Annotated in this window: 21 protein-coding genes and 2 pseudogenes; 14 read left to right on the top strand and 9 right to left on the bottom strand. The window is 61.0% G+C overall.

Annotated elements, in window-relative coordinates:
* Positions 1-398: 398 nt before the first annotated feature.
* A complete protein-coding gene (locus tag FJ970_RS17775) occupies positions 399-3,923 on the top strand; it encodes a chemotaxis protein CheB (RefSeq protein ID WP_140765660.1) in 3,525 nt (1,174 codons plus the stop codon).
* On the top strand, positions 3,884-4,279 hold the full coding sequence (locus FJ970_RS17780; RefSeq protein WP_140765658.1) for a response regulator: 396 nt from the start codon (positions 3,884-3,886) through the stop codon (positions 4,277-4,279). Before FJ970_RS17775 ends, FJ970_RS17780 begins: the two co-directional genes overlap by 40 nt.
* Positions 4,280-4,657: 378 nt before the next feature.
* Here the strand turns inward: FJ970_RS17780 and FJ970_RS17785 are convergent.
* A pseudogene (locus FJ970_RS17785) lies at positions 4,658-4,858 on the bottom strand (transposase); the annotation flags it as partial.
* Between the two features lie 450 nt (positions 4,859-5,308).
* Here FJ970_RS17785 and FJ970_RS17790 point away from each other — a divergent pair.
* The 4 genes from FJ970_RS17790 (at position 5,309) to FJ970_RS17805 (ending at position 7,271) form a co-directional block, all read left to right on the top strand.
* Complete coding sequence (locus FJ970_RS17790) at positions 5,309-5,491, top strand: hypothetical protein (protein WP_140765656.1); 183 nt, start codon at positions 5,309-5,311, stop codon at positions 5,489-5,491.
* 272 nt (positions 5,492-5,763) lie between these two features.
* A complete protein-coding gene (locus FJ970_RS17795; RefSeq protein ID WP_140765654.1) occupies positions 5,764-5,988 on the top strand; it encodes a hypothetical protein in 225 nt (74 codons plus the stop codon).
* Positions 5,989-6,240, top strand: coding sequence for a DUF982 domain-containing protein (locus FJ970_RS17800; RefSeq protein ID WP_227791826.1), 252 nt, complete (start codon positions 5,989-5,991; stop codon positions 6,238-6,240). It abuts the gene before it with no gap.
* Positions 6,241-6,983: 743 nt separating this feature from the next.
* Positions 6,984-7,271 (top strand): PilZ domain-containing protein, encoded by a 288-nt coding sequence (locus FJ970_RS17805; RefSeq protein ID WP_140765652.1) that lies wholly within the window; start codon positions 6,984-6,986, stop codon positions 7,269-7,271.
* 1,802 nt (positions 7,272-9,073) lie between these two features.
* On the opposite strand, the gene FJ970_RS17815 is transcribed toward FJ970_RS17805, so the two are convergent.
* The 4 genes from FJ970_RS17815 to FJ970_RS17830 all read right to left on the bottom strand — a co-directional run bounded on the left by FJ970_RS17815 (position 9,074) and on the right by FJ970_RS17830 (position 11,396).
* The gene (locus tag FJ970_RS17815; RefSeq protein ID WP_140765646.1) at positions 9,074-9,301 is read right to left on the bottom strand and encodes a hypothetical protein; all 228 of its coding nucleotides are present in this window, start codon (positions 9,299-9,301) and stop codon (positions 9,074-9,076) included.
* Positions 9,302-9,908: 607 nt separating this feature from the next.
* Positions 9,909-10,049, bottom strand: a complete 141-nt coding sequence (locus tag FJ970_RS17820) for a hypothetical protein (RefSeq protein WP_227791827.1) — start codon at positions 10,047-10,049, stop codon at positions 9,909-9,911.
* Between the two features lie 770 nt (positions 10,050-10,819).
* Complete coding sequence (locus FJ970_RS17825; RefSeq protein WP_140765642.1) at positions 10,820-11,068, bottom strand: conjugal transfer protein TraD; 249 nt, start codon at positions 11,066-11,068, stop codon at positions 10,820-10,822.
* A 1-nt stretch (position 11,069) separates the two neighbouring features.
* Complete coding sequence (locus FJ970_RS17830; RefSeq protein WP_140765640.1) at positions 11,070-11,396, bottom strand: conjugal transfer protein TraD; 327 nt, start codon at positions 11,394-11,396, stop codon at positions 11,070-11,072.
* A gap of 172 nt (positions 11,397-11,568) precedes the next feature.
* Here FJ970_RS17830 and traA point away from each other — a divergent pair, with 172 nt between their 5' ends.
* On the top strand, positions 11,569-14,616 hold the full coding sequence (traA, locus tag FJ970_RS17835; RefSeq protein WP_140765638.1) for a Ti-type conjugative transfer relaxase TraA: 3,048 nt from the start codon (positions 11,569-11,571) through the stop codon (positions 14,614-14,616).
* A 132-nt stretch (positions 14,617-14,748) separates the two neighbouring features.
* Positions 14,749-14,955 (top strand): helix-turn-helix transcriptional regulator, encoded by a 207-nt coding sequence (locus FJ970_RS17840; protein ID WP_140765636.1) that lies wholly within the window; start codon positions 14,749-14,751, stop codon positions 14,953-14,955.
* Positions 14,956-15,267: 312 nt separating this feature from the next.
* On the opposite strand, the gene FJ970_RS17845 is transcribed toward FJ970_RS17840, so the two are convergent.
* The 3 genes and pseudogenes from FJ970_RS17845 to FJ970_RS17855 all read right to left on the bottom strand — a co-directional run bounded on the left by FJ970_RS17845 (position 15,268) and on the right by FJ970_RS17855 (position 18,771).
* A complete protein-coding gene (locus FJ970_RS17845) occupies positions 15,268-16,461 on the bottom strand; it encodes an IS91 family transposase (protein ID WP_140765937.1) in 1,194 nt (397 codons plus the stop codon).
* 3 nt (positions 16,462-16,464) lie between these two features.
* Positions 16,465-17,372 (bottom strand): annotated as a pseudogene (locus FJ970_RS17850) (tyrosine-type recombinase/integrase).
* A gap of 316 nt (positions 17,373-17,688) precedes the next feature.
* Positions 17,689-18,771, bottom strand: a complete 1,083-nt coding sequence (locus FJ970_RS17855; RefSeq protein WP_140760440.1) for an AraC family transcriptional regulator — start codon at positions 18,769-18,771, stop codon at positions 17,689-17,691.
* 235 nt (positions 18,772-19,006) lie between these two features.
* Between FJ970_RS17855 and FJ970_RS17860 the strand changes: the two genes are divergently transcribed.
* The 6 genes from FJ970_RS17860 (at position 19,007) to FJ970_RS17885 (ending at position 23,847) form a co-directional block, all read left to right on the top strand.
* Positions 19,007-19,813, top strand: a complete 807-nt coding sequence (locus FJ970_RS17860; RefSeq protein WP_140760442.1) for an SDR family NAD(P)-dependent oxidoreductase — start codon at positions 19,007-19,009, stop codon at positions 19,811-19,813.
* 166 nt (positions 19,814-19,979) lie between these two features.
* A complete protein-coding gene (locus FJ970_RS17865; protein ID WP_140760445.1) occupies positions 19,980-20,276 on the top strand; it encodes a YciI family protein in 297 nt (98 codons plus the stop codon).
* 32 nt (positions 20,277-20,308) lie between these two features.
* Positions 20,309-21,280, top strand: a complete 972-nt coding sequence (locus FJ970_RS17870; protein ID WP_140760447.1) for an alpha/beta fold hydrolase — start codon at positions 20,309-20,311, stop codon at positions 21,278-21,280.
* 30 nt (positions 21,281-21,310) lie between these two features.
* On the top strand, positions 21,311-22,084 hold the full coding sequence (locus FJ970_RS17875; protein WP_140760449.1) for an SDR family NAD(P)-dependent oxidoreductase: 774 nt from the start codon (positions 21,311-21,313) through the stop codon (positions 22,082-22,084).
* A 77-nt stretch (positions 22,085-22,161) separates the two neighbouring features.
* Positions 22,162-23,535 (top strand): NAD-dependent succinate-semialdehyde dehydrogenase, encoded by a 1,374-nt coding sequence (locus tag FJ970_RS17880; protein ID WP_140760451.1) that lies wholly within the window; start codon positions 22,162-22,164, stop codon positions 23,533-23,535.
* Between the two features lie 84 nt (positions 23,536-23,619).
* Positions 23,620-23,847 (top strand): nuclear transport factor 2 family protein, encoded by a 228-nt coding sequence (locus FJ970_RS17885; protein WP_181178685.1) that lies wholly within the window; start codon positions 23,620-23,622, stop codon positions 23,845-23,847.
* 461 nt (positions 23,848-24,308) lie between these two features.
* On the opposite strand, the gene FJ970_RS17890 is transcribed toward FJ970_RS17885, so the two are convergent.
* On the bottom strand, positions 24,309-24,524 hold the full coding sequence (locus FJ970_RS17890) for a helix-turn-helix domain-containing protein (protein WP_082525684.1): 216 nt from the start codon (positions 24,522-24,524) through the stop codon (positions 24,309-24,311).
* Between the last annotated feature and the right edge of the window lie 61 nt (positions 24,525-24,585).

A 24,585-nucleotide genomic window follows, 5' to 3' on the forward strand; every position in this document is an offset into this window, starting at 1 on the left:
CAGATGCAACGGCATCAAGCAATGCCACAGGAGCGAAATCCTCCACAGGGCATCCGTCAGCAGCCCGAATTGCGCGGGCTGATGGGACAAATTGGGACGTAGATTCGGGAGGAGTGTCGTTGTCGGAGCGTCAGCACGAAAGCTCCTGAAGTCCTGGGGGGCTGAACAGCGCCCATCCGCCTCAATTTCGGTCGTGCTGACGGCTTCCGCGACTTTCTGAAAGCGGACGTTACAGGACCACCGTCGAAATCGACGAACTCGCTACGAGCAACCGTTGAGAGACAGCCCTTTTCCGTGATCGCCCGCCAGCTATCCCGCCGTCCATAAGCTGCTATAGTTCTGATTGAGGGCATACCGGCGTTAGAACCCGCCGTCAGGTGGTGGGTGCAGGAGCCTCAATGCTGGACAAGGCAAATCCTCATATCGTTGGCATCGGCGCCTCGGCCGGCGGCGTCAAGGCATTGCAGGAATTCTTCGAGGCGTTGCCCGATCAGGTCGGCGCTGCTTTCGTCGTCATCATGCATCTCGATCCAGAGGCGCGCAGCGAGATGGCTGCCATTCTGACGGCCCGTACCGCCATGCCGGTGATGCAGGTCGAGGACACTACGCATCTGAAGGCTGACCATGTCTACGTGATCGCGCCGAACACACATCTCAGAATTGCCGATCACATGATTTCAGCTCTTCCCTTCGATGAACCGAGAGGGTTGCGGGCGCCAATCGATACGTTCTTCCGGTCTTTAGCCGACCAGCACGGTGATGCTTTTGCAATCGTGCTAACCGGAGCGGGAGCCGACGGCGCGCTTGGCGTCAAAGCGGTGAAGGAAGCCGGCGGTATCGTCCTGATCCAGGATCCGCGCGAGGCCGAGTACGCCTCGATGCCCCGCAGCGCCATCGCGACTGAGGTGGCGGATTTTGTTCTGCCGATCAAGCCGTTGGTCGATCGGCTGGTAGAACTTCTGCAAGCTCGGGAGCACGTCGTTCCCCAACTCTTGAAAGCGAGCAATGAAGACCATTTGCGGCGGATCCTGGCGCATGTGCGTGCCCGTACCGGGCACGATTTTGCCCAGTACAAGCGCGCGACGGTGCTGCGCCGCATAGCCCGCCGGGCCCAGGTCAATCGCAAGGAGACGCTGGAAGACTACTATTCCTATCTACGCGATAACGTCGAGGAGGCCCAAGCGCTCTTCAGCGACTTCCTGATCTCTGTCACGACCTTCTTCAGGGATGCCGATTCCTTCGCATCCCTTTCCGAACACGTCATTCCGAAGCTCTTCGAGGGAAAGGAAACCGCCGCTCCTATCCGTATCTGGGTTCCCGGATGCGCAACCGGCGAAGAGGCCTACAGCGTAGGCATCCTTCTTCTCGAACAGGCCGCCAAGCATGACTTGCGGCCCGAGATCCAGGTCTTTGGATCCGATCTCGACGTTGGCGCACTCGCGATCGCGCGCGAAGGCCGCTATCCCGCCACCATCGAAAGCGACCTCAGTGAAGAGCGGCTTCGACGGTTTTTTCTGAGGGAAGGCGATCATTACCGGGTGCGGCGCGAACTTCGTGACATCGTCCTGTTCGCCAGCCACAGCCTGCTCAAGGACCCACCCTTCTCAAGGCTTGATTTGATATCGTGCCGCAATCTGCTGATCTATCTCGACAGGGATTTGCAGCAGCAGGTCAGCAGCACATTTCACTATGCCCTCAATCCGGGTGGCTTTCTCTTTCTCGGCTCGTCCGAAAATGCGGACCAGGCCAATGGGTTGTTCGCAACTGTCGACCGCGACGCGCGCATCTACAGGGCAAAGCAGCATGCCGGCGATCGGCCGCCCCTTCTGCCGATGATCCTCTCTCCCCATTTCGCAGTCGAAAAGCGCGCGGCACCGCCGCGCGAGACGCTGCCCACGACCAATTATGGCGATGCCGCAGCAGTGCACCGCCAAATGCTGGAGCGAGTAGCACCACCCAGCATCCTCGTTGATGAGAGCCATCGCGCGCTGCACCTTTCGCACAATGCCGGGCGCTTCATGCAGCCCTCCGCCGGACCGCTCACCGTCGACATCGTTGATCAAGTTCGCGAGGAGCTCCGTTTTGACTTGCGAACCGCCCTTCATCGCGCTTTCGATACGGGGGAATCTTCGCTCAGCATTCCAGTTCTTCTCTCCATGGATGGAGCGCAACGGCGGGTGTACGTACAAGTCAAACCTGTGGTCGAAGAGGGAAATTCATCGCGTTTCGCTCTGGTGATGTTCATTGAAGGCGATGCGCTCGATCAGACTCCGGTCGAAGGCTCTTCTGAAGAAATTGATTCACGGCAGACTGCCGACACGATCAGGCGTTTGCAGGTTGAATTACAACAGACGCAGGGTCGGCTTCGGGCGATGCGAGAGGATTCTGAAGCCGCGACCGAAGAACTGCGGGCGACCAACGAAGAGTTGCAGTCGATCAACGAGGAATATCGTTCGACGTCAGAGGAACTCGAGACCAGTCGTGAGGAATTGCAATCGATCAACGAGGAACTCGAAACGGTCAACAACGAGTTGAAGCTAAAGCTCGATACGGTCTCAAGGGCGCACAGCGATCTGCAGAACCTCATGGCGGCGACGGATTTCGGGATTTTGTTCGTCGACACAGCCTTGCGCATCAAGCGGTTCACGCCGCGCCTTTCCGAACTATTCAACGTTACCGAGAGCGACGAAGGTCGGCCGATCACCGATTTCACCCATGCTCTCGAATTCGATGACATGGCCGAGCAGGCGCGTAGCGTGCTTAAGGATCTGGCACCGATCGAAAGGGAAATCCGCAGTCGCAAGGGCGGCTGGTATCTCGTGCGGATGCGCCCCTATCGTACGATCGAAGACAAAATTGACGGCGTGGTTGCAACCTTCATCGACATCACCGAACGGCGCCGGGTCGAACAGGCGCTTCGCGACAGCGAGGCTCATCTGCGCCAGGAGATTCGGCTCGTCGAGCTATCCCGGTCACCGATTTTCGTGTGGGATTTCGATGACGGTGTCGTGCAATGGAACCGCGGCAGCGAGGAACTCTACGGTTACAGTCGCGACGAGGCAATCGGGCGGCACAAGGAGGAATTGCTGCGGCCCGAGGTCCCAGGATCTTCGTTCAAGGAACTGCAGGACTCGCTTCTCAAGAACGGCATGTGGTCGGGCGAAATTGTTCACCACGCCAAGGACGGCCGAGAGTTGATCGTCGACAGCCAGATCGAACTCGTTGCTGTGAACCAAAGGCGTCTGGTTCTCGAAAGCACCCGCGACATCACCGATCGCAAGCGCTTGGAAGAGCGGCAGAAATTGCTGCTGGGTGAACTCAGCCATCGGGTTAAAAACACATTGACGGTCGTTCAGTCGATGGTACGTCAGACGCTAAGGAACACGACATCTACAGAGGCCTTCGTCATCACCTTCGAAGGCAGGCTTTCGGCGCTGGCGAACGCACACAAACTGCTTTTGGATACGCATTGGCAGGGCGCAGAACTCGGCGCCTTGATAAAAAGCCAGTTGCAGGCCTACCTCGTGGGAGGGTCCAAACGTATCCGCATTAAAGGAAAGCCCGTAATGCTGACGGCCGAACAGGCAACTCCTTTTGGGCTGGTCCTGCATGAACTTGCGACCAACGCCGCCAAGTACGGTTCGCTGTCGTCTTCCGAGGGATATGTTCTTCTTACATGGTCGATAACAGGGGGGAACGATAACCGACAAGTCAACGTTGTCTGGCAGGAAGTCGATGGCCCCCGGGTCATAAAGCCGGAAAGAGCCGGATTCGGCAGCCTTCTAATCGAAAAGGGCATTCCAGGGGCGACGGTTCAGCACCAATTCTTGCCTGATGGCGTCGTATGTACGATCGAACTGCCGCTCGCGGAGCCAAAAGAACAATGGAGAACACCCTTAACCCCCGGTACAGAAATGGTTTGAGCGGTGCGCGCATTCTTGTTGCCGACGACGAAATCCTGATTGCCCTGGACATTGTTGATATCCTTGCTGACGCGGGAGCTCAGGTCGTGGGGCCTTGTACGACTCTTGCCGAAACTCTGAAATTCGCTCAACACGAGGAACTATCGGCGGCAACACTCGACATAAGGCTTGGTCGTGAAACTACGGAGGCCGTTGCGGCCGCTCTGGCCGATCGCGGGATTCCCTTTATCTTTTACAGTGGTCAAGCCCTGCCGGCGTCCATCGAAGCACGTTGGCCCAACTGCCAGGTGATTGGAAAACCAGCCGACCAGGATGCACTCGTCAATGCCCTCAAAGTACTCCTGAAGTCCATTTAACTTTTGTGCAGCACGGGATTTCAGTGCCAGACGCCTCTTATCAGATTGTGGTGTGGGCCCAAGGCAACTACAGCTCAGAGCCTTTCCTGCTGCCTTGCCTCCAACGACGATGGTCGGTCATCAAGACCGATTTCGAGGTTCCTCAAAGCCGACATTGGGAGCGCCAACCACCAAGTCGAGGTAGCGCCACAAGCGGAAGCTTCGCAGCCGGCTTCCGATCGTTTTGTGCCATCAGTAGTCAAACCTACGATTAACCGCGATCGATCAGATTGCTTATAGCGTCGATGACTTTCCTGGCGGCCGCGCTGGGATCGTGTCCCTCTGGGTGGTGTAGCTGGCGGCATTGGTCGCCGTGCTCTCCGGCATGGGCCGGGCTGATCAGCGCGCCACGGCTGGCAGGCTGATCAGGGGATCATCGCTCATCTGGCTGATCGTTTCCAGAGTCATATATCTGGCCCGCTGCACTGCCCATTCATCGTTCTGTTCGAGCAGGATTGCGCCGACGAGGCGCACGATCGCATCGTCGTTCGGGAAGATTCCGACGACCTCGGTGCGCCGCTTGATCTCGCCAGCTTGGCGCCCTCGCGACTAGGCCTGAAGTAGTGCTCACCCAGCGACACGAAAGGATAGCAGGAAAAATCATTTAGCCGGACACGCTGTCGCTCGGCCAGGTCCGGCATGCTCGACCGTAAACACCCAGGAAGGCGAAAGTCAGCAAACGGCGCGAGGACAACGACAACGAAGCGTTTGCTCTAACCGGAGGAGCAAGTTCATGAGCAATGCCGATGCAGGCGACGGCGGGGCTGCAGCTGCACAGTCCGCCGCGCATGATGTCCACTCCCAGCAGAGCGTGCGAATACTTGTTCTTGGGGTTAGAGTTGAAGGTTCCCGCTCCGACCGCGCGCTGAGGGCCAGTTTGTGCGGCATCGATGGCCGTAACGCGCGAAATCCTCAGGCATGAGCTGACTGGACGGGGAACCATCGCCACCCCAGAGGGTTTCGTGAGACGTGGGCACAAGGATCATCAAAATGAAACCTGGTGACAAGTTTGACGGGCGGGCGGTACTTACCAGCCATGTCAGGCACCAGCTGGGCACCAAGGCGACAAGGCGTTTTGTGCGCGCCTTGCCGATCTTTCGGGTTGATCCCGACACTCCCGACCGCTTCAAAAAACTACTTAGGGAGCTGAATCAGGCGAAAAAACGGCCTTAACCATTCAATTTCAGCGGATCATGATCAAGCTGCCGGTGCCGGATGACTTGCCCCAATTTAAGCGATTAGCCCGCAGGTTGGACATATGTCAGTCGTTGGTTAATCCCGGGCTCGTGGCAGGTTTTAAGCTGGCTGCGCCGGAGACGAAACGGAAACTTTTGTAGACTTATGTCTCCCAAAAAATATTGAAAACCGTACGAATTCAGCTCTTGATTTTTTTGGGCACTGCTCCAACGATGAGCCGTTCGGTTCTGGCCTTGGAGTGGGGGCTAATGGACGTTCAGGTCAATCACAGGTCGACGGGCACCGGGAAAGAGCTCGTCCGTTGTGCACTCCAAAAGGCGCAAGTTGGCGATCTGATCTCGGTGAAGGAAGTCATCGCATACGTTCGCAAAGCCGCCCCTGATTTGCCCGAGACGGACTGCCAGCTTACCGAGCTCATCGTCGTTGCGGCAACAAGCATGGGCTTTTGCGTCGTCTTCGATCTGCACGAATAGATGCGCACTCACGGCATCCTGTGGTTCGCCCCTCCGGTCGCTGTGAAGGGCAGTGCTGATGCGCGTTATGAGGTAAATAACGTGCAGGCGGCCGCCGAGAACCTGCTTGAGTGGCCCAACCGCGGACCTGCGTGGAACGAAGCAGTGCGGGTTTGTCTGGCAGCGCTGGCCGGGGAACTGACACCTGATCACGCTCGCATCGCCTTTGAGGCAGCGGCCAAGGAGCAGGGCTTACTGCTGCAAAGTGGATGAAAGGCAGATGAGGTCGGCTAATAGCCGGATGGTCCCATGAAGCCCACCAGTTGCGTCAGCTCGGGGCCAATCCGTATTATTCGGGGAGAGGCAGAATTTCTCCTGAGCAGAATTTCTGCTGAGCACTAAGCGGGCGTGCCAGTTTCACGGCCGCACCGCGATCTCAACTGGCAGCGGGGAGCGCTGGTTCTGCAGCGAAGCCGATGCCCGATCCGAAGGATGCCGAAAGGCACGTCGGTAACGCCCGCCGTGGTCTTGCACCGCAAAAGACGCGCGGCCTTGGTTCTCTGCCGGCCAGCGAGAGTCGTCAGGTGAGGCGTGTGTGGTCGAGCGTTGTGGCCCATTAACTCAACACCAGCCCGGCCATCAAGACGACCATAGCGAGGGAAAATGGAACGGCCAGCAGCCAGCCAGCTTCCAGTACGTCGATTTTGGCATGGTTCATGACGGGCTCCTTGTATGAGGAAGGGTTCAATCACCTAATGGTTCCCATTGAAGTTGAGCCTACGTTCTGACGATGGTCGCTCCGCTGATCAAGAAAGAGCCCCATCTGAGAGCACAAGCAGGCTCTCTGTTCCGCTCCAGTCGGAATAACAGAACACTCGACGCGATATGGCATCTCGCATCGTTCCAGCAGGATGCCCCTCCTCGGCTGCCTCGAAGACAGCGTTGTTTGGCTCGCCAAAACGAGTACCATGGGGCCAAGCTGTACAATGGGGCGGGGTGACCTGACGGAGGTCACAATGGTTGCAGAAGCCGAGAATCGCCGAGAGCGGCGGCAGCGTGTGCTGAAAGGCGCGGCGATTATCAACGGAATCACCAACTCCGAAGTCAGTTGCACAATTCGGAACCAGAACAGCGGCGGGGCTGAACTCAAGGTGGCCGTTGAAGCGCGTGTGCCCGAACGGTTTCTCCTTTATGTTCCGACCGACGGTGTTGCGTATCAAGCTGTTCTGCGGTGGCGCAGGAATGATCGGATCGGCGTCCAATTCACAGGGACGTTGCCGAAGCCGCGTCTTCACTATGGCTAAAGCCACCGCAGGGCCGCATCAAGAATAAAATATTGTATTTTACGGTTATTCCGCACTCGAAACAAACCATGTCAGTCGAACACTCTGCCGCTTGTGAAACGAGGTGGCACGTGAGCCCGTTCTAATGTGGATAGCAGGCCAAGCACTTGTTGCACTTGGCTAGCCAGCCACAGGAGAGTGTCATGGGTAGTATCGTCGCGAGAGCCGCCCGCACATTGGCGGGTGGTGTCATCATTGCAGCTCTTTGTGCGCCCGCAAACGCCGCAGGCATTAGCGCAGGCGTCGGCGCTTCCGTTGGGGGGAGCGGCGGCATCGATGCTGGGGGCGGTGCTTCGGTTGGTGGCTCTGGCGGCACCAGCGCCGGGGCCGGTGCTTCCATCGGTGGGGCTGGCGGCGTCAATGCCGGGCTGGGAGCATCGGTTGGCGGATCGAGCGGTGTCGGCGCGGGTCTCGGGGCGTCGGTGGGGGGCGAGAGCGGCATCGACACGGGCGTCGGCGCGGCGGTGGGCAGCGCCAAAATCTTGAGGGCCGGAATTGCGCCAAAGGCTGGCGGTCCCAGCACCCTGCGAGCCGGAGTATCCACAACGGCCGGTGGGTCCGATGGGGCGGTGGCAGCATTGGGCGCAACAGTAAGCGGCCCGAATTCGCTGAAAGCCGGAGCCGGTGCGACAGTGGATGGGGCCGACGGCGTGACGACCGGAGTGAATGCAACGCTGGGCGGGCCATCCGGGACCGGCGGCAGGACCGCCGTGGCTTCCAGAAGCGGCATCAACTCGGGCGATGGGACGGCAAACATCCTAAGCAGCCCATCCGCCCTAAGCAGCCCATCTATGCTAGGTCAATCCGTCCTAAGCAGCCCATCCGTCCTAAGCGGTCAATCCGTCCCGAGTAGTAGCCAGTCCAATTCCAATAGGACGAGATTGGCTAACGCCGCCGCTGACATGTCAGGTGCACAGCTGACACGGATGAAGAAGCGCTGCGTGGATGTGCTCAGCAGCCAAGATTCTTACGACCGCGACTTGCGCCAGCTTTGTCTGCTGATCGCCCGCCGTTAGTGCAACATACCGGATCGAAGTGCCGACCAGCCGTCGCGGCTGGTTGGCATGCGCCCGCCCGGCAAGTCAGAAGGCCCGTCGGCTATGACGGGCTTTTTGCTCTATTTCGACAAGGCAGATGCGCCTACGGCATAAGATGGACTTCACCGCCCCAGAGGTAGTTTGGACACCGTCGCCAGTTCTTCCTCGTCTCTAATCCCGGCCTGATAGTTTGCTATGACGCGGGATGCGAGCGCTTCGCGTCCCTCTGACGATTGGCCCTCGGTTTTCAACTTCTCGAACACTCGGCCTAGCAGAGCGACTTCGGAGGAGTCGAACACCCCAGCTTCTTTGGCTCGTTGATAAATTGGCATGTTCCCTCCCTCCATGGATTACCTAAAAACTAATCTCAGTTGGAGATTCGACGCAAAGCAAAAACGGATCGCCGTTGGCCCTACACCCCTGATTGAGCCTAGGAGAGGCTTGACACCAGATAGACGTACATGGCCCTCCCGCGGACTTTGCCCGGCCACCCAGAAACGATTTCGGAACGGAACAAGAGAGGTGAGCTGTTCGGACGGTCGCGCCTACGGGGAACCCATGACCCTCTATGTCGGCGGCGACGTGCCCGACACGGAGTGAGGCAGCTGATGTCTTGGCAGGCCCTTGGGGTCGTCGGTAGCCGCGACATGAACAGCGCCGACAAGAGAATGCTGCGAGTGCTTCTTGGCAGACGCGTTCGGGGGCTCGCGCAGCCGACACTCGCGATCACGGAACGGCCGCGTCGAATTCAATCGCAAATCCCGCATCAATCGCGCTTCGCGCGACGAAGTTGCCGAGCTCCCAATCCGTCAGTTCGCAAAGCGGAAAAGCCCGTCTGGTTGCCTGAATAACCTCTGCTATGGAGATGCACGGCCTGCCGATGTCGTCGATCAGCTGGCGGACGATCGCTTGGCGAACGTCCGAAGAAGCAGGCTTCTGGACGGACGCAAGCATCCGGCCACCTAGGAATGGAGCTGGGGTGCTACGCTGTCGGCTGTCGTTTTATCGAACGCCACAGCCACACCGTGAACGATGGATGCCGCCGCCAACATCTCCTCTAATTGGCGGTTGAGGTCGTTGACTATCAGCACCAGCGGGCCAGCCGTTCCTCGATTTTCGAATGGCCATTGACCAGCGCCGTTCGCGACGACTGGATCAGGAATTCGTGGGCGTAGCGAAGCAGTGACGGGCGAAGGGTCTCGCTCCCGGCAATCGCAATGCGAAGAGGTTCAACCGGCAGGCACCAGCCGTTGCTGGCGACCTGGATATAGGTTTCATTAGGAGACCTATCCTGGCCGAGGACGGGGCGTCTGCCGGCAGGCGTCGATCTCCCGACGCGAGTTGAGAAAAGGGGGCTCGCGTGTGGATCAAACAGGGCCCGCCTTTGCGTGCAGACGTGTGCGAATTGTTGGGAGGAGTAGGGAGGGCTGGCCCGATGAGGTCCAGCGCTTCCGAACGGGGATCCTCGACAGAGCGGCTTCGCGCCGATACGTCGGGATGCGAATCGGTTGCACTTCAACAACACCAGGGCCGCGTTGATGCCGAAGCCGGTGGTCGACGGTTATCGGCCTCCCGGCAGCCTTCTTGCGAAGTCTTCTGCATTGAGTAAGTCAACGACCTCGACCGCATAATCCATATCGATCAGGTCAGTATAGGGCTGGCCCTCAATTTCTGCCGGCAGGCCGGTGAACACGTCGAACACCGTCCAGGTACCGTCGATTTCAGTCCGGAGGCCGTACCTTCGAGATTCCATATTACCACATTATAGCAGTCTAATATGGCTGGGAATAACGGGGAACACTGAGGAGCACCAGTGGAGGCCCACATGATTTGTTCCCGCTTGATCCTTCGCTTCATGTCGGCGGCGTTCAGAACGGTGACCAAATCGGTCGCCCAGGTCAGATCAAGACCCACCGCAGGGTGACCTCAGTCGTGACCGGTTTCCCTGTATGCCGGTCAACCACCGAGCACCCCGCTGGTCCTTCTTCAGTTCGTACCTTCGCTCTCCCATTAGGGTGCGGATCGCCTTGTGCCATTCTTCGGCATTACGGCCGCAACACTTCTTCACCGCGAAGCATGTAGTCAGGCAATCAGCCTTTAGGCCATCGCTTCGGCCAGCTCGCTTGGTACGACATCGCCGCGGCTCGCCTCCGCAGTACGGTCTATGCTCGGCAGCTCAGAATCATTATGATCCTTGAGAACATGACCGCCCAACCGCACGAGCGATCAATACAGGGTCGCCTAGGCAGGGGTATCCTCCCCCAATACGCCGACGAGTGTCCGCCCATTCCATGCAAATGTGGGGCAAATTGAGGGATGACATGATCGGCGCTGTCGAATTTCCAACTTTTTCAACCCGCTAGTAGCTTGACTGGCGGAGAGAGCGGCATTCTAACGCTGCCGGTAGATTCTTTCAGTGGCCGAGTGCGACTAAATGGACCGCTTTGCATCGCCGCCGCTCGCCGACCAACGCTACGTTGACTCATCCTCTTGCCCTACATACGGTTCCACAACAAAGGCGTCCTTTCCCTTCTCGGCCCACAATTTCCGCGCATGCTCGCCTTCATGGTTTTGCAGCTTGGCAGCGACCCACAGCATCGCGCCGTAGATGGTAGTGCGATGGTCATTGGTGAGCTCGACAATGCCTGCTTTGACGACGAGTCCACCGAGCTCAATCAAATGTCGGGTGCGCTGGCGTCGCTCGACCTGCCAGGTGCGCATGTCATTGCGAGCCTGTGCCGCTTGCCGGCGATTGTGAGCTGCCCGGCTGCGCCGGAGCGCTGCGAATTTTGCGCTGAGATGCTGGAGCAGTTCGCCGGGACCGGCTCTCGAAAAACATCACCCCACGCTTAGCCCATGCTTCGCGCTGTGCGGTGTCTTTCGTTTCAGCGATTGTGACCAATGCGCCGGCCAGTTCGTCAGTGCTGAGTTGATCGGCGCCGGTGGCGATCACCAGCTCGCCAAGCTGCTGCACCTTTCGCGTTTTGAGTTCTCGCGCCTTGTCGTCCAGCGCCTTCAGTTCGGCGTCAAAGTCCCTTGGTTTGCGCATGACTGTCTCCATCTGACGTCAATGCGGCGATGATAGGGGAGCGCCTGCCGGAAGGCTTCAGGGTTGCCGAGACAGCCCGGGACGGGCTGGTCCATCCCGAGAATTTTTCGAGGGAGGGCGCGCTTATACGTCGTGCCGACGTACGCTTTGGCGTGCAAATGATTTGGTCGCGATGGCGATCTATCATCTTCACGTCAAGGTCATTGGCCGCAAGGCAGGATCAAGTGCCGTGGCGTCTGCTGCCTACCGCTCGGCTTCGCGGCTGCGCGATGAGCGCATCGAACGCACGCATGACTTCTCGGCCAAGCGCGGTGTCGTCCATTCCGAGGTGATGCTGCCGGAGAATGCGCCGGAAGCCTGGAGCGCCCGCGAACGGCTGTGGAACGATGTCGAGGCGTTCGAGGTGCGGAAGGATGCGCAGCTTGCCCGCGAGGTGGAGTTCGCCCTGCCGCGTGAACTCAGCCAGGCGCAAGGCATCGAACTGGCCCGGGACTTTGTTCAGGCCGAGTTTGTCAGCCAGGGCATGGTCGCTGATCTCAATGTGCATTGGGACAGGGCAGAGGATGGCAGTCCAAAACCTCACGCCCATGTCATGCTCACCATGCGGTCGGTCGATGCGAACGGTTTCGGGCCAAAGGTTCGAGACTGGAATCCTACCCAGATGGTCGAGCGCTGGCGCGAGCGCTGGGCCGAACTTGCCAATGAGCGCCTGGCCGAGCTCGACATCGACGCCCGCATCGATCATCGCAGTCTAGAGGCGCAGGGTATTGCGTTGGAGCCGCAAACGCAGATCGGTGCACCGGCTCAACGCATCGGGGCCGGCGGCCTCGAACCTGCCGGCAGTGAAGCCGATCGCGCCGAACTGCATCGCGAGATCGCGCGCAACAATGGCGCGCGCATCATCGCGGATCCATCCGTGGCGCTGGATGCCATGACGCATCAGCAATCGACCTTCACGCGCAACGACATCGCGAAGTTTGCGCATCGCCAGAGCGAGGGGATCGAACAGTTCAACGAAGTGATGGGAGCCATCGGCAATGCGCCAGATCTGATCGAACTCGGCAAGGACGGACGCGGCGAAAATCGCTTCACCACCCGGCAGATGATCGAGACCGAACAGCGTTTGCATCACGCGGCCGAACGCATGGCCGGGGAGGAGCGTCATACAGTTCTTGAGGCACATCGCGAAGCAGCCCTGGCGCACGCAAGACAGCGCGGGCTTGACCTGTCAGGCGAGCAGACGGATGCACTGGATCACATCACCGATGCCCGCGGTCTTGGTGTCGTTGTCGGCTTTGCCGGAACGGGCAAGAGCGCAATGCTGGGCGTTGCGCGCCAGGCTTGGGCAGCAGCGGGCTACGAGGTTCGAGGCGCGGCACTATCCGGCATTGCAGCCGAGAATCTCGAAGGCGGTTCCGGCATCTCGTCGCGCACCATCGCCAGCATGGAACATGGGTGGGGACAGGGCCGCGATCTGCTCACCGGCCGCGATGTGCTGGTGATCGACGAGGCCGGCATGGTCGGCACGCGCCAGTTGGAGCGCGTGCTCTCCCATGCCGCCGACGCTGGCGCGAAGGTTGTTCTGCTTGGCGATCCGCAGCAGTTGCAGGCGATCGAGGCGGGTGCTGCATTCCGTTCGATCCACGAACGCCACGGCGGCGTCGAGATCGGCCAGGTACGCCGGCAGCGCGACGACTGGCAGCGTGACGCCACGCGCGATCTTGCAACCGGCAGGATTGGCGCTGCGATCCGCGCCTATGACGCCCAAGGCATGGTGCACCAGGCTGCGTCGCGCGATCAGGCGCGGAGCGATCTTGTCGAGCGTTGGGATCGCGACCGGCAGGCAGAACCCGAAGCAAGCCGAATTATTCTCACCCACACGAACGACGAGGTGCGTGCGCTGAACCAGGCAGCGCGCGAGCGCATGCGCGCTGCCGGCGACCTCGGCGACGATGTTCAGGTGGATGTAGAACGCGGTGTAAGAAACTTCGCCAGCGGCGATCGCGTCATGTTCCTGCGCAACGAACGCGGACTTGGCGTCAAGAACGGCACGCTCGGCATCGTGGAAGAAGTCAGCACACAGAGCATGACCGTTCGCACCGACGATGGCAGGTCGGTCCGCTTCGACCTGAAAGACTACGCGCACATCGACCACGGCTATGCCGCGACCATTCACAAGGCGCAGGGCATGACGGTCGACCGGACCCATGTGCTTGCCACGCCGGGCATGGATGCACATGGCAGCTACGTCGCACTTTCGCGGCATCGAGACCGGATGGACCTGCATTATGGCGGCGATGACTTCAGTACGCCGGACCGGCTTGTCCGCACACTGTCACGGGACCGCGCCAAGGACATGGCGTCGGATTACGAGCATGTAGACCCGGCGCAACACTATGCCGAACGGCGCGGGATCAGCTTCCGACGGCGCGTGGTCGAGATCGTGCGTCGGATCGTTCCGGAGAAGCTGCGCGACAGGATCGGCGGGTTGTTCGACGGGTTGCGCTCGCCCGGAGACGGCGAGCCCATGCAGGAACGTGGACCTGGGCCGGGAAGAGAGAGTGTTGGGGCGCAAATCGGAGATGGCGGCGCTGCGCCTGAAAGACACCCTTTCACCACGGGAGTGGCGCGCGACACAGATATGCCGATGGACCCGGAAGTGGCCTTGCGCAGCGCTCGCACGAAGGCGCTTGTGCGTCACGGGCGCGCGCTCGACGCGATCCTCAGTACTGGAAATGCGGACGGGCAGGGCAGTCCCGACCAGATGCGCGAATTGAGGGATGCCCGTAGCGCTTTCGAGAAGGTGCGGCCGCATGGCTGGCGCGATGCCGAAGCGGCTTATGTGAAAAATCCCGAACTTGTCCGCGAGGCGGGCGCCGGCCGCGTCAGCCGCGTCGTGCGTGCTCTCCAGCTTGAAACGGAAATTCGCACTGGGATGGACCTCGATCCCGGCCGCAGGGCCGACCGTTTCGTGGAACGCTGGCAAAAGCTCGACCGTACCGGACGGGAGCAATATCAGTCCGGCGACATGTCCGGCTACAAGTCAACGCGTTCGGCCATGTCCGACATGGCCAAGAGCCTCGAACGCGATCCGCAATTGGAATCTCTTCTCGCCAACCGCAAGCGCGAGCTTGGCATCAACATCGATTCCGGCCGGCGCCTTGGTGCGGAACTCGCATTCAGCCATGGCATCGGCAGGGGACGGGGCCTTGGGCTCTGAGCCCCCCTCCGATTTGCCGCCGTTTCCACGCCGCAGGCGGCTGAAGCCACAAACCTGATTGCGTCCAGCTTTCGGTCCGTCCTGTCTGTCCCAGTAGATACCAGCAACAACCACTGAGAAGCAGGGCGAGCTATGTCCGAGCCGGATCGCATCATACGCCTCAAAACCGTCCTTGACCGGACGGGCCTGTCCCGCTCGACCATATATCGCAAGATCGCCGAAGGCACTTTCCCGGCTCAGATCAAGATCAGCATCAACGGGGCGGGCTGGCGTGAATCCGATGTCAATCGATGGGTTGAGAGTCCGACCGGCTGGTGTGACCACCGATCTGCCGATTGATGGATGTCCAATATGGGAAGGGTTTCGGGTGCCGTCAGGCGTACGAAAGCCTCTCATGCAGGAACCCGCGGGCTACAGTCGATGTCTATGGGGATTTCGATTTGCGGCTGATGTCGGCGATAGCGCGACCGTCGCCGGGAAGCGCCGGGATGGATGCGGACAGGCGGCTTCGTTGCGCCTCCGCGCGATGTTGTCGGCACGGTAAGCGGCTGAAGGCGGCCCCGTCGGCGTCGACGATCACCATGGACGCGTTTGGGTCCGTTACCGGAGGCTGAGGGCCTGCGGTTGAAGTCTCGACTATTCCATGCCGGGTCATAGAGCGGTCTCCCGGTTCGTCGCGGTAGCGTCCGGCGGTCCGCGTGGCTGCCTCCAGCGTTCGAGTACCTCGACGACGATCATGCGTCCGCCGCAGCACGGGCATGACGGGCGGAAGTCCTCCGGTTCGCCTGGTGTGTCGTCATCGGGTGGCGCAGCGACGCTCAGCAGTTCGCGGGCGAGCGCGAGGCTGGCCTTGCGGGCGGAGCCGGCGAGCAGGCCGTAGTGGCGGATGCGGTGAAAGCCTCGCGGCAACACGTGGAGCAGGAAGCGGCGGATGAACTCGTCTGTGGCGAGCGTCATGACCTGCTGGCGGTCGGCGCCGTCGCGGCGGTAGTTCTTGTAGCGGAAGGTGACGCCGCTCTCGTCGAAGGCGATCAGGCGGCTGTTCGATATCGCGACCCGGTGAGTATAGCGCGACAGGTATGCGAGCACCGCCTCCGGTCCCGCGAACGGTGCCTTGGCATAGACCACCCAGCGCTTCTTCCGGACTGGCGACAGGTGCCGCAGGAAGGCTCGCCGCCCGGTGAGGTACGCCATTGATCCGAAGAAGCTGAGCCGTCCGGCGTCGTGCAGCGCCATCAACCGGGTGAGGAAGAGCCGGCGGAACAGCTTGCCGAGCACGCGCACCGGAAGCAGGAAGGCCGGCCGCGACGAGACCCAGCGCTTCCCGCCGGGCGCGATGCCGCCCCCCGGTACGATCATGTGCACGTGCGGATGGTGAGTCATCGCAGAGCCCCAGGTGTGGAGCACGGCGGTGATGCCGATCCTGGCTCCAAGGTGCTTCGCATCGGCCGCGATGGTCAGCATCGTCTCCGACGCTGCCTTGAACAGCAGGTCGTAGGCGAGCGCCTTGTTGTGGAAGGCGATGTCGGCGACCTCGGCGGGCAGCGTGAACACGACATGGAAGTAGCCGACCGGCAGCAGGTCGGCCTGGCGCTCGGCCAACCATGTCCGCGCCGCTGCGCCTTGGCACTTCGGACAGTGCCGGTTGCGGCAGGAGTTGTAGGCGATCCGCCATTGGCCGCAGTCCTCGCAGGCCTCGACGTGACCGCCAAGGGCCGCGGTGCGGCAGTGCTCGATCGCCGACATGACCTTGATCTGGCCAAGGCTCAGATGACCTGCATGGGCGGCCCGGTAGGGTGGCCCAGCAGCACGGAAGATGTCGGCGACCTCGATCGAGGTGCGCACGGCTCAACCGGGCGGCGTCTTGCCTTCCATCAGCGCCATCAACCGATCGAGCGGCCCGGCGACCGCATGGATCGTCCGGGTCGAGACCTTGGTGTAGAGCGCGGTCGTATCGAGCTTGCTGTGCCCGAGCAGCACCTGGATGACGCGGATGTCGACATCCTGTTCGAGTAAGTGGGTGGCGAAGCTGTGACGCAGAGTGTGCGGACTGACGCGCTTGCGGATGCCGGCGACTTCGGCCGCCTCCTGGACGGCGCGGTGCAGTTGCCGCGACGAGATCGGCGCCGTGCAACTGCGGCCCGGGAACAGCCAGCCATGCGGAAGCATCACCCCGCGCCGCCTGCCTTCGCGCCACCACAGCCGCAGGAGTTCCAGAAGCTGCGGCGAGAGCATCGCGTTGCGGTCCCTGCGGCCCTTGCCCTGCTCGACGCGGAGCAGCATGCGCGTGCTATCGACATCGTCGACCTTGAGATGCGCGACCTCGGACACGCGCAGGCCCGCGCCATAGGCGACGCCGAGCGCGGCCTTGTACTTGATGCCAGGTGCGGCTTCGAGCAGCCGCGCCGCTTCCTCCTCACGCTCAGCACGTCGGGAAGCTTGCGCTGATACCGCATGACCACCAGCGCACGCGCCAGATCCCGCCGCTTCAGCGTCACCAGGAACAGGAACCGCAACGCCGAGACCGCGCCGTTGATCGTCGCAGGTCCGGCGCCACTCTCATGCTGATGAAGCTGGAAGCGGCGGATGTCCTCAGACGACGCCGCATCGGGCGAGCGGCCGAGGAACGCGGCGAAGCGCCGGACGTGACGAACGTAATCCTGCTGGGTATGCGAGCCCAGGCCCCGCATCAGCATGTCGTGCTGCATGCGCTGGCGAAGCGGGCTAATAGGTGCATCGGTCGATGGGGTAGCCATGGCGAGTTCCTCTCGTTGAAGGGAACTCCATCGTCAGATCGACGCCTCTACCCGCTCAAGGCCTATGACATGCACGCCATCTCAGAAGGAGGCGGCCCTCCCGCGCAGCGGGTTCGTGCACATGGGGCCGACAGCGGACTGGCCGTTTTTGCTAATCGTCAACGCTTTGCGGACATCTGCTGCGATGGCAAGCTGACCGGGCTTCGCCAGACTATTTGGGCGCTAATTTTCGCGCGCCGACTTCGAATAACGCCACGGGCCGATGTTCGCGCGGTTCTCCTTTGGACGTCGCCTTCAACGCCGATCTGGGCGACGCCTACCGGCCAGCTGCTCGGCGCGGCTGCTGGCTTTCATCGGCGTTGGCGCCGCGTCGAAAGGTTTGCGGCGTTGTCCCCGCCCATCCACGGAAGGCGCGAACAAAGGAATTTGCATCCTCGAAACCAAGTAACAGGGCGATCTCAGCGCTCGACATCATCGTCTTGCGCAAATAGTGCTCGGCAAGCGAGGATCGTACGGCGTCAAGGGTCAGTTGAAACGAGGTGCCCTCTTGCTGAAGCCTGCGCTGGAGTGTGCGCGTGCCCACGCCAAGCCGCTTTCCAACTGACTGCATGGAGACATCACCTGCGGGCAAAGCTTCAAGCAAAGCGCTGCGGACGCGCTCGACCATGCTGGCGGTTCGATCAAGGTCCGCCAGCCTTTGCCGCAAGGATGGCTCGAAAAACTGCCACAGCTTGTGGTTTTCGGTCAGGAACGGGCGATCAAAATCCTCGGCGCGAAAGACCAGTGTCGCCAGCGGCGCCTCTTCAACGCTGACGCCAAAGAAGTCCTTGTACAAAATGGCATCGTTCTCACCTGCATCGGCAGCCGACGGCCATGTCACTTTGAGCGGGGTGATGGCCGTGCGCGAGGCGAGGCGCGCAAGCTGGACAAAGAACACCAGCTTGAAAGCAAGGAATACGTCCGGCGGCGGTTTGGTCTGGTCCAGAAAATCGATCGTAACGGTGGCACTCGAAGCCACTCGCGCGACCTTGATTGTCATCGGCGCGATCAGCCTTGCATATTTGGCCAGGCGTTCGAGCGCGCTGCCGAGATTGGCGCTGCACAGGGCGGCGAACAGTTCTGGATCGAACCAGTCGCTCGTCATCACCTTTGCAATTCGCAAGGGGGCAGGCAACGCCGCGTCCAGCGATCGGGCTTCCTCCTCGATCGCTACCCATAGCTTGAAAAAATTGTGAGACGTCAGGCGAACCTGGTCGCGTGCAAACAGATCGCCGGGCAGGCCGGCGCGGCGCAGAACCGGGGCCGTGGCCAATCCCGCATCCTGCATGAGCAAGCGCCAACCCGGCCAGACGGCATAATCCAGGATGGTAACCGATCGACCGGTGTCTGATTTCGTCATCGCGCGACTGTATCCTGCGGATCACGCCAGAACAATCGCGGATGGCGCCAATCTGCGCCGGATGCTGTGCTACCGACGCTTCGCAAGAAGGACGCATCGACGTGATTCCCGCGCCTCAGATTGGCGCGATCCGCATTTCCTTTGGCGTGTTCCGCTAGTGAAAGCGGGGGCCCCACGAGGCATATATTGTCTCACCCCAATACTTTCACCGCGATGATGCGACGGATGCAATGACATGACAATGACTGTTCTCATCACTGGTGCGTCGTCAGGTTTCGGCTTGATGCTCGCAAATCGGCTACACACTCAGGGCTTCAACGTCATCGGCACCAGCCGGAATCCGGAAAAGTACACCGGGAAAGTCCCTTTCAAGCTCCTGCGTCTCGACATCGATGACGATGCCTCCATCAAGGCCTTGCCGGATGAATTGTTTCGACACGTCAAACAGTTGGATGTCCTGGTCAACAACGCCGGGTACATGGTGACCGGTCTGGCCGAAGAGACCCCGCTCGATGTGGCCCGGAAACAGTTTGAGACCAATTTCTGGGGAACCGTGAAGGTCACCAATTCCATCCTGCCGCATTTCCGGCGGCAGAGGTCGGGCAAGATCATCACGGTCAGCTCGATCGTTGCCCTGATCGGTCCGCCCAATCTGTCATTCTACTCGGCGTCGAAGCATGCGGTTGAGGGTTATTTCAAGTCGCTGCGCTTCGAGCTGAACCCGTTCAACATCAAGGTCAGCATGGTCGAGCCCGTGTGGTTCAAGACAAACCTCGGTGCCAACGCCGTCAAGGCGGCGTCTGGGACGATCAGCGACTACGATACCTATCGCCGCAAGGCCGATGCCGAGACGAAGAAGGGTATCGACGATGCGGAAAGCCCGGATGCCGTCGTCAAGAAGATTGCCGAGCTGATTGCTGCCAAGGACCCGAAGTTCAGCAATCCGGTGGGCAAGATGACCGGCATGTTCCTCTTCCTCCAAAACTATGCGCCCAGGATGTTCGAGGGGTCGATTCTCAAGAGCGTGGCGAACGCAGCCTGACGGTACAAAGAATTCGCCAGAAGAGACGCTTGAATTACTTAATTATCGCGTCTCTGGCGGGCCTGCGGTCGATCCAGCCTTAACGGATATCCCGGGCCGTATCGTGTGCACCTTGCAGCGGACGGCGTGAGCCGCGCGTCAATGCAGATCATCAAGGATTGCCCCTATGAAAGCCTATTTGTCCAAGTGGATCCCGCCTCGTGCGGACTTTCTCCAAACCATCACCGATGAAGAGGCGGCTCTCTTTCGGCAGCATGGCGACTGGCAGACGGAGCTGCGCAAGACCCGTCAGATCGTCGCGCATGGCCCGGTCGCCGATCCGGCAGGCCCCTATGGCGTCGTCTTGTGGGAAGTCGAGGACGACACCGACATCGCCGCGCTGACTGCTGAAGACCCGATCGTGAAGGCCGGTGTCGGCCATTACGAGCATTTCCCGATGTTGCAGCTGCGTACGCGCGACTGACGCCCGGCAGGCCATTTTCGGAAGGACGTTCCATGACCGTGATTTTGGAATCCCCGAGTGCCGATGATGGCACCGGGCAAGGCGGCCCTGTGCCTGCCTATCTGTCACGCCGGGGATTGCTTCGCGTTACCGCTGCGTCCGCGGCCGTCATCGGCCTGGGCCTCTCAGCGTCCACAGCAAGCGCGGCCAACACAGCCGTCCGCTATGTCCAGACGCCGCACGGGCGCATCGCCTATGCGATCGACGGCAAGCGGCGCGGCCAGCCGCCGCTGATCCTGCTTCATCGTTTCCGTGGCACAATCGCCGACTGGGATCCGCAGTTCATCGCATTGATGAGCCGCAACCGCCAGACGATCCGCTTCGACAGCGCCGGCGTCGGCCGCTCTGACGGCACACCGGCAGCGACGATCGAGGACATGGCATCGATCACGGGCGAGGTGATGGCCGCGCTCAACGTAGCGCGCGCTGACATTCTCGGCTGGTCGATGGGCGGGTTCGTCGGGCAGGAACTGGCGCTCCAGGCTCCCGCCAAGGTCCGCCGCCTGATCGTGGCTGGCGCTGGGCCAGGCGGGCTCAACGAGGTGCCTGCGACCGATCCGAAATTCATCCAGATCGCCGGCAAGCCGGTAAATGTGGACGAGGATTACCTGACCCTGTTCTTCCCCGACAGCGATGCCGGTCGGGCCGCCGGACGCGCCTATCTCGACCGCCTGAAGGGCCAGAAGGATATCGGCCCGCTGCCGACGATGGCCGCGGTGCAGGCGCAAGGGATGGCAATGGGTGGGTGGCAAGGGGCACGGGCACGGTTGAAGCGACTGACGCTGCCGGTCCTGGTCGCCAATGGCGTCCACGACGTGCTGATGCCCGCCTTCGGCACCTACGTCATCGCGCACGAGGCGCCAAATGCAAAGGCGCTGCTCTACCCCAACGCGGGCCACGCCTTCCTCTTCCAGTACGCCGCTGATTTCACCGCTGAGGTCGACAAGTTCCTCGATGGCGCCTGATCCGGTTCACCCAACACAAGGTAAATCATTATGACTGTTGCACTTATCACCGGCGCCTCCAGCGGCATTGGCACTGTCTATGCGCGCCGTCTCGCTGCGCGCGGCCACGACCTGGTTCTTGTTGCCCGGGCAACAGATCGGCTGAAAAAGTTGGCCGACGAACTCCGTGGCGAGCATGGCGTTTCCGTCGAAGTGATCACGGCCGACTTGACGGACGCTGTGCAATTGGCAGCGGTGACACAGCGCTTGCGCGACGATCCGCCGATCGACATCCTGGTCAACAATGCTGGCGCCAGCGTCAGCGGCGGCTTCTCCGATGCCGACCCGGCAGCGCTGGAAAACCTGCTGCGCCTCAATTCTCTTGCGCCGACCCTGCTGGCTGTTGCGGTGCTGCGGGGGATGCTCCAGCGAGGTCAGGGCTCGATCATCAACATCGGTTCTGTGCTCGGGCTGCTGCCGGAATATTCGCACGGTATCTACGCGGCCACGAAATCCTATGTGCTGACGCTGTCGCAGAGTCTCCATACGGAAGTCGGCTCGAAGGGTGTCTATGTTCAAGCCGTCCTGCCCGCGGCCACCCGGACGGAAATTTACCAGCGCTCGGGCGGCGACATCAGCAAGGTGCCGGACGTCATGGAAGTCGACGATCTCGTCGATGCAGCGCTTGTCGGATTCGACCGCCGCGAACTCGTCACCGTTCCGCCTGTGCCCGACGTCGCCGATTGGGAGGCCTTTGAACAAGCGCGCATGGTGCTCGCCCGAGGCTTCAGCAACGCGAGGCCGGCAGAGCGCTATCGCGTTTGAAGGAACGCGTCGGCGCTGGCGTCGTCGGCTTGTTCAGCCCGCCCCGCTGTTCAGGCTGCTCGCAGAAGGAGAAGGTCATGGCTTACAGAACTGTCAATCCGTACACGGAACAGACGATCCAGGAGTTCGCGGAACACACCGATTCCGAAGTCGAGGCAGCGCTGGCCAAAGCCGATGCGCTGTTCCGCGCCGACTGGTCCAAGGGTGGGCGAGAGCTGCGTCTCGCGATCCTGGCGCGCCTGTCCGATCTGATCACCGCAAACCGGGATGCGCTGGCCAACACGATGGCCGAAGAAATGGGCAAGCCGCTTTCCCAGGGCCAGATGGAGGCCGACCTGTGCGCCGACATCGCGCGCTACTATGCCGACAAGGCCGACGACATCCTGAAACCGGAGCCGGTGTCCAGCGATGTCGGCGAGGGATGGATCGAGTATCACCCTGTGGGGGTCCTGCTTGCCGTGGAGCCCTGGAACTTCCCGATCTATCAGCTGATCCGGGTTGTCGCCCCCGCCATCGCCCTCGGCAACCCGGTGATCTACAAGCACGCCGGCATCGTGCCGCAATCTGCCGCGCTGTTTGCGGATCTGGTCCGACGGGCCGGCGCACCGGAGGGCGCCGTCACCAATCTCTACATCTCGGCAGCCAAGGTGGCCGAATTGATCGGCGACGACCGCGTACGGGGTGTGGCCCTCACCGGCTCGGAAGGGGCCGGCAGCAAGATTGGCGCGCGTGCGGGCGAGATGCTCAAGAAGTCGACCCTCGAAATGGGCGGGAGCGATGTGTTCGTGGTGCTCGACGATGCCGACCTTGCCAAGGCGGTCGAGGGGGGCATCTTCGCCCGGCTCGGCAATGCGGGTCAGATGTGTACCGCCGCCAAGCGGTTCATTGTCCAGCGCGGCATTGCCGACGCCTTCACCCAGGCCTTCGTCGGGGCGATGCAGGCCGTACCCATGGGCGACCCGAAGAACCCGCAAACCCTGCTTGGGCCAATGGCCTCGCGTGAGGGGCTGGAGAGCCTGAGCCGCCAGGTCGAGGAGGCCGTCGGGTACGGTGCAACCGTGCTGACCGGGGGCAAGCGCGCGGAGCGGACTGGCTTTTTCTACGAGCCGACGGTGCTGTCCGACGTGATGCCTGACAATCCTGCCTTCTATCAGGAGTTTTTCGGGCCGGTCGCGCTGCTCTTCGTCGCCGATGATGACGATGCGATCGTTGCCCTCGCCAATGACTCGAAGTTCGGTTTGGGCGGCGCGATCTACTCTGCCGACATTGCACGGGCACGGGCGCTGGCCTCTCGCATCGAAAGCGGCATGGTCTTCATCAACACGCCCACCATCTCTCGGCCCGAACTGCCCTTCGGCGGGGTCAAGCGCTCTGGCTACGGCCGCGAACTGGGGGATGTCGGCATCAAGGAATTCGTCAACCGCAAGCTGGTCGTTGTCGCCGGCGCATGACCTGACGGAGTGACGGAAATCGCCGTCGATCCCATCACGCCATCCCATTTACCCCTTCAGATTTCAGCAATCCAGGAGAGACCGGTGACCAATGCACGCTCGGCAGAAGAAGCCGCTCTCAATGAATGGCATCGCATCATACTCCAGCGCGACTGGGAAAGGCTGCCAGATCTTTTGACGGACGACGTCACTTACCACAATCCGGCGCAGGCCGAACCGCTGCACGGCAAGGACGCGCTTATCGGTACGTTGCAGCTCGTCTTCGGCATCTTCGCGGATTTCGAATACATCCCGGAGCTTTGCCGGCGCTGATGGCTATGGTCTGGAATTCCGTGGCAGGGTCGGCGATGCCTCGTTCACCGGCATCGATCTGATCCGCTTCGATCAAGCTGGGCGGATCACCGACCTCATTGTGATGATCCGGCCGATTGCCGCCCTCACGAAGCTAGGCGAGGAAGCTGCGCATAGGACGGCACAAGCGCAGGCACGAGTCCAACGATGAGCCAATGGGCAGCGGCGGCCAGATGGACACCCAGCGCTGGCGGTGAACATCGGCACGGATGAGGCTTGCGTCGACCGCGAAGCCCTCTCCGCCGGCAAGGGCCAGTTTTCAACAGAACAGGGACGACGGCAGTCATTCGACCCCAGCGTGTAAACGGCAGCTTCTGGGCGCACCTGGAACGACCTCGAATGTCTGAGATGCGCGAAGCTGCCGCTCGCTCGCTACAGGCCGTTCAACGCGCGCTCGCGAACGGCTCGCAACTATGCAAGGACTAGGAGCCGTCTGGCTTGACCAATTCCAAGTGACTTACTCCTAACGCTTGGGCAAGTTCGTAGAGAGTAATCACGGTGGGATTTCGCCGACCGCGCTCAAGGCTACTTAGATACTGCTGACTGAATCCGGAGCGCGCTTCGACCTCCTCCTGCGTCAGGCCTTTCTCTCGCCGAATACGAGCGAAGTTTTTTCCAACAAGCTGACGCATGTCCATGCGTCGACAATCGAGGTTTACACACTTTAAGTTTATCAACTATAATATGTATTCACCGTGG

Source organism: Mesorhizobium sp. B2-1-8 (assembly GCF_006442545.2).
GTDB lineage: Bacteria > Pseudomonadota > Alphaproteobacteria > Rhizobiales > Rhizobiaceae > Mesorhizobium.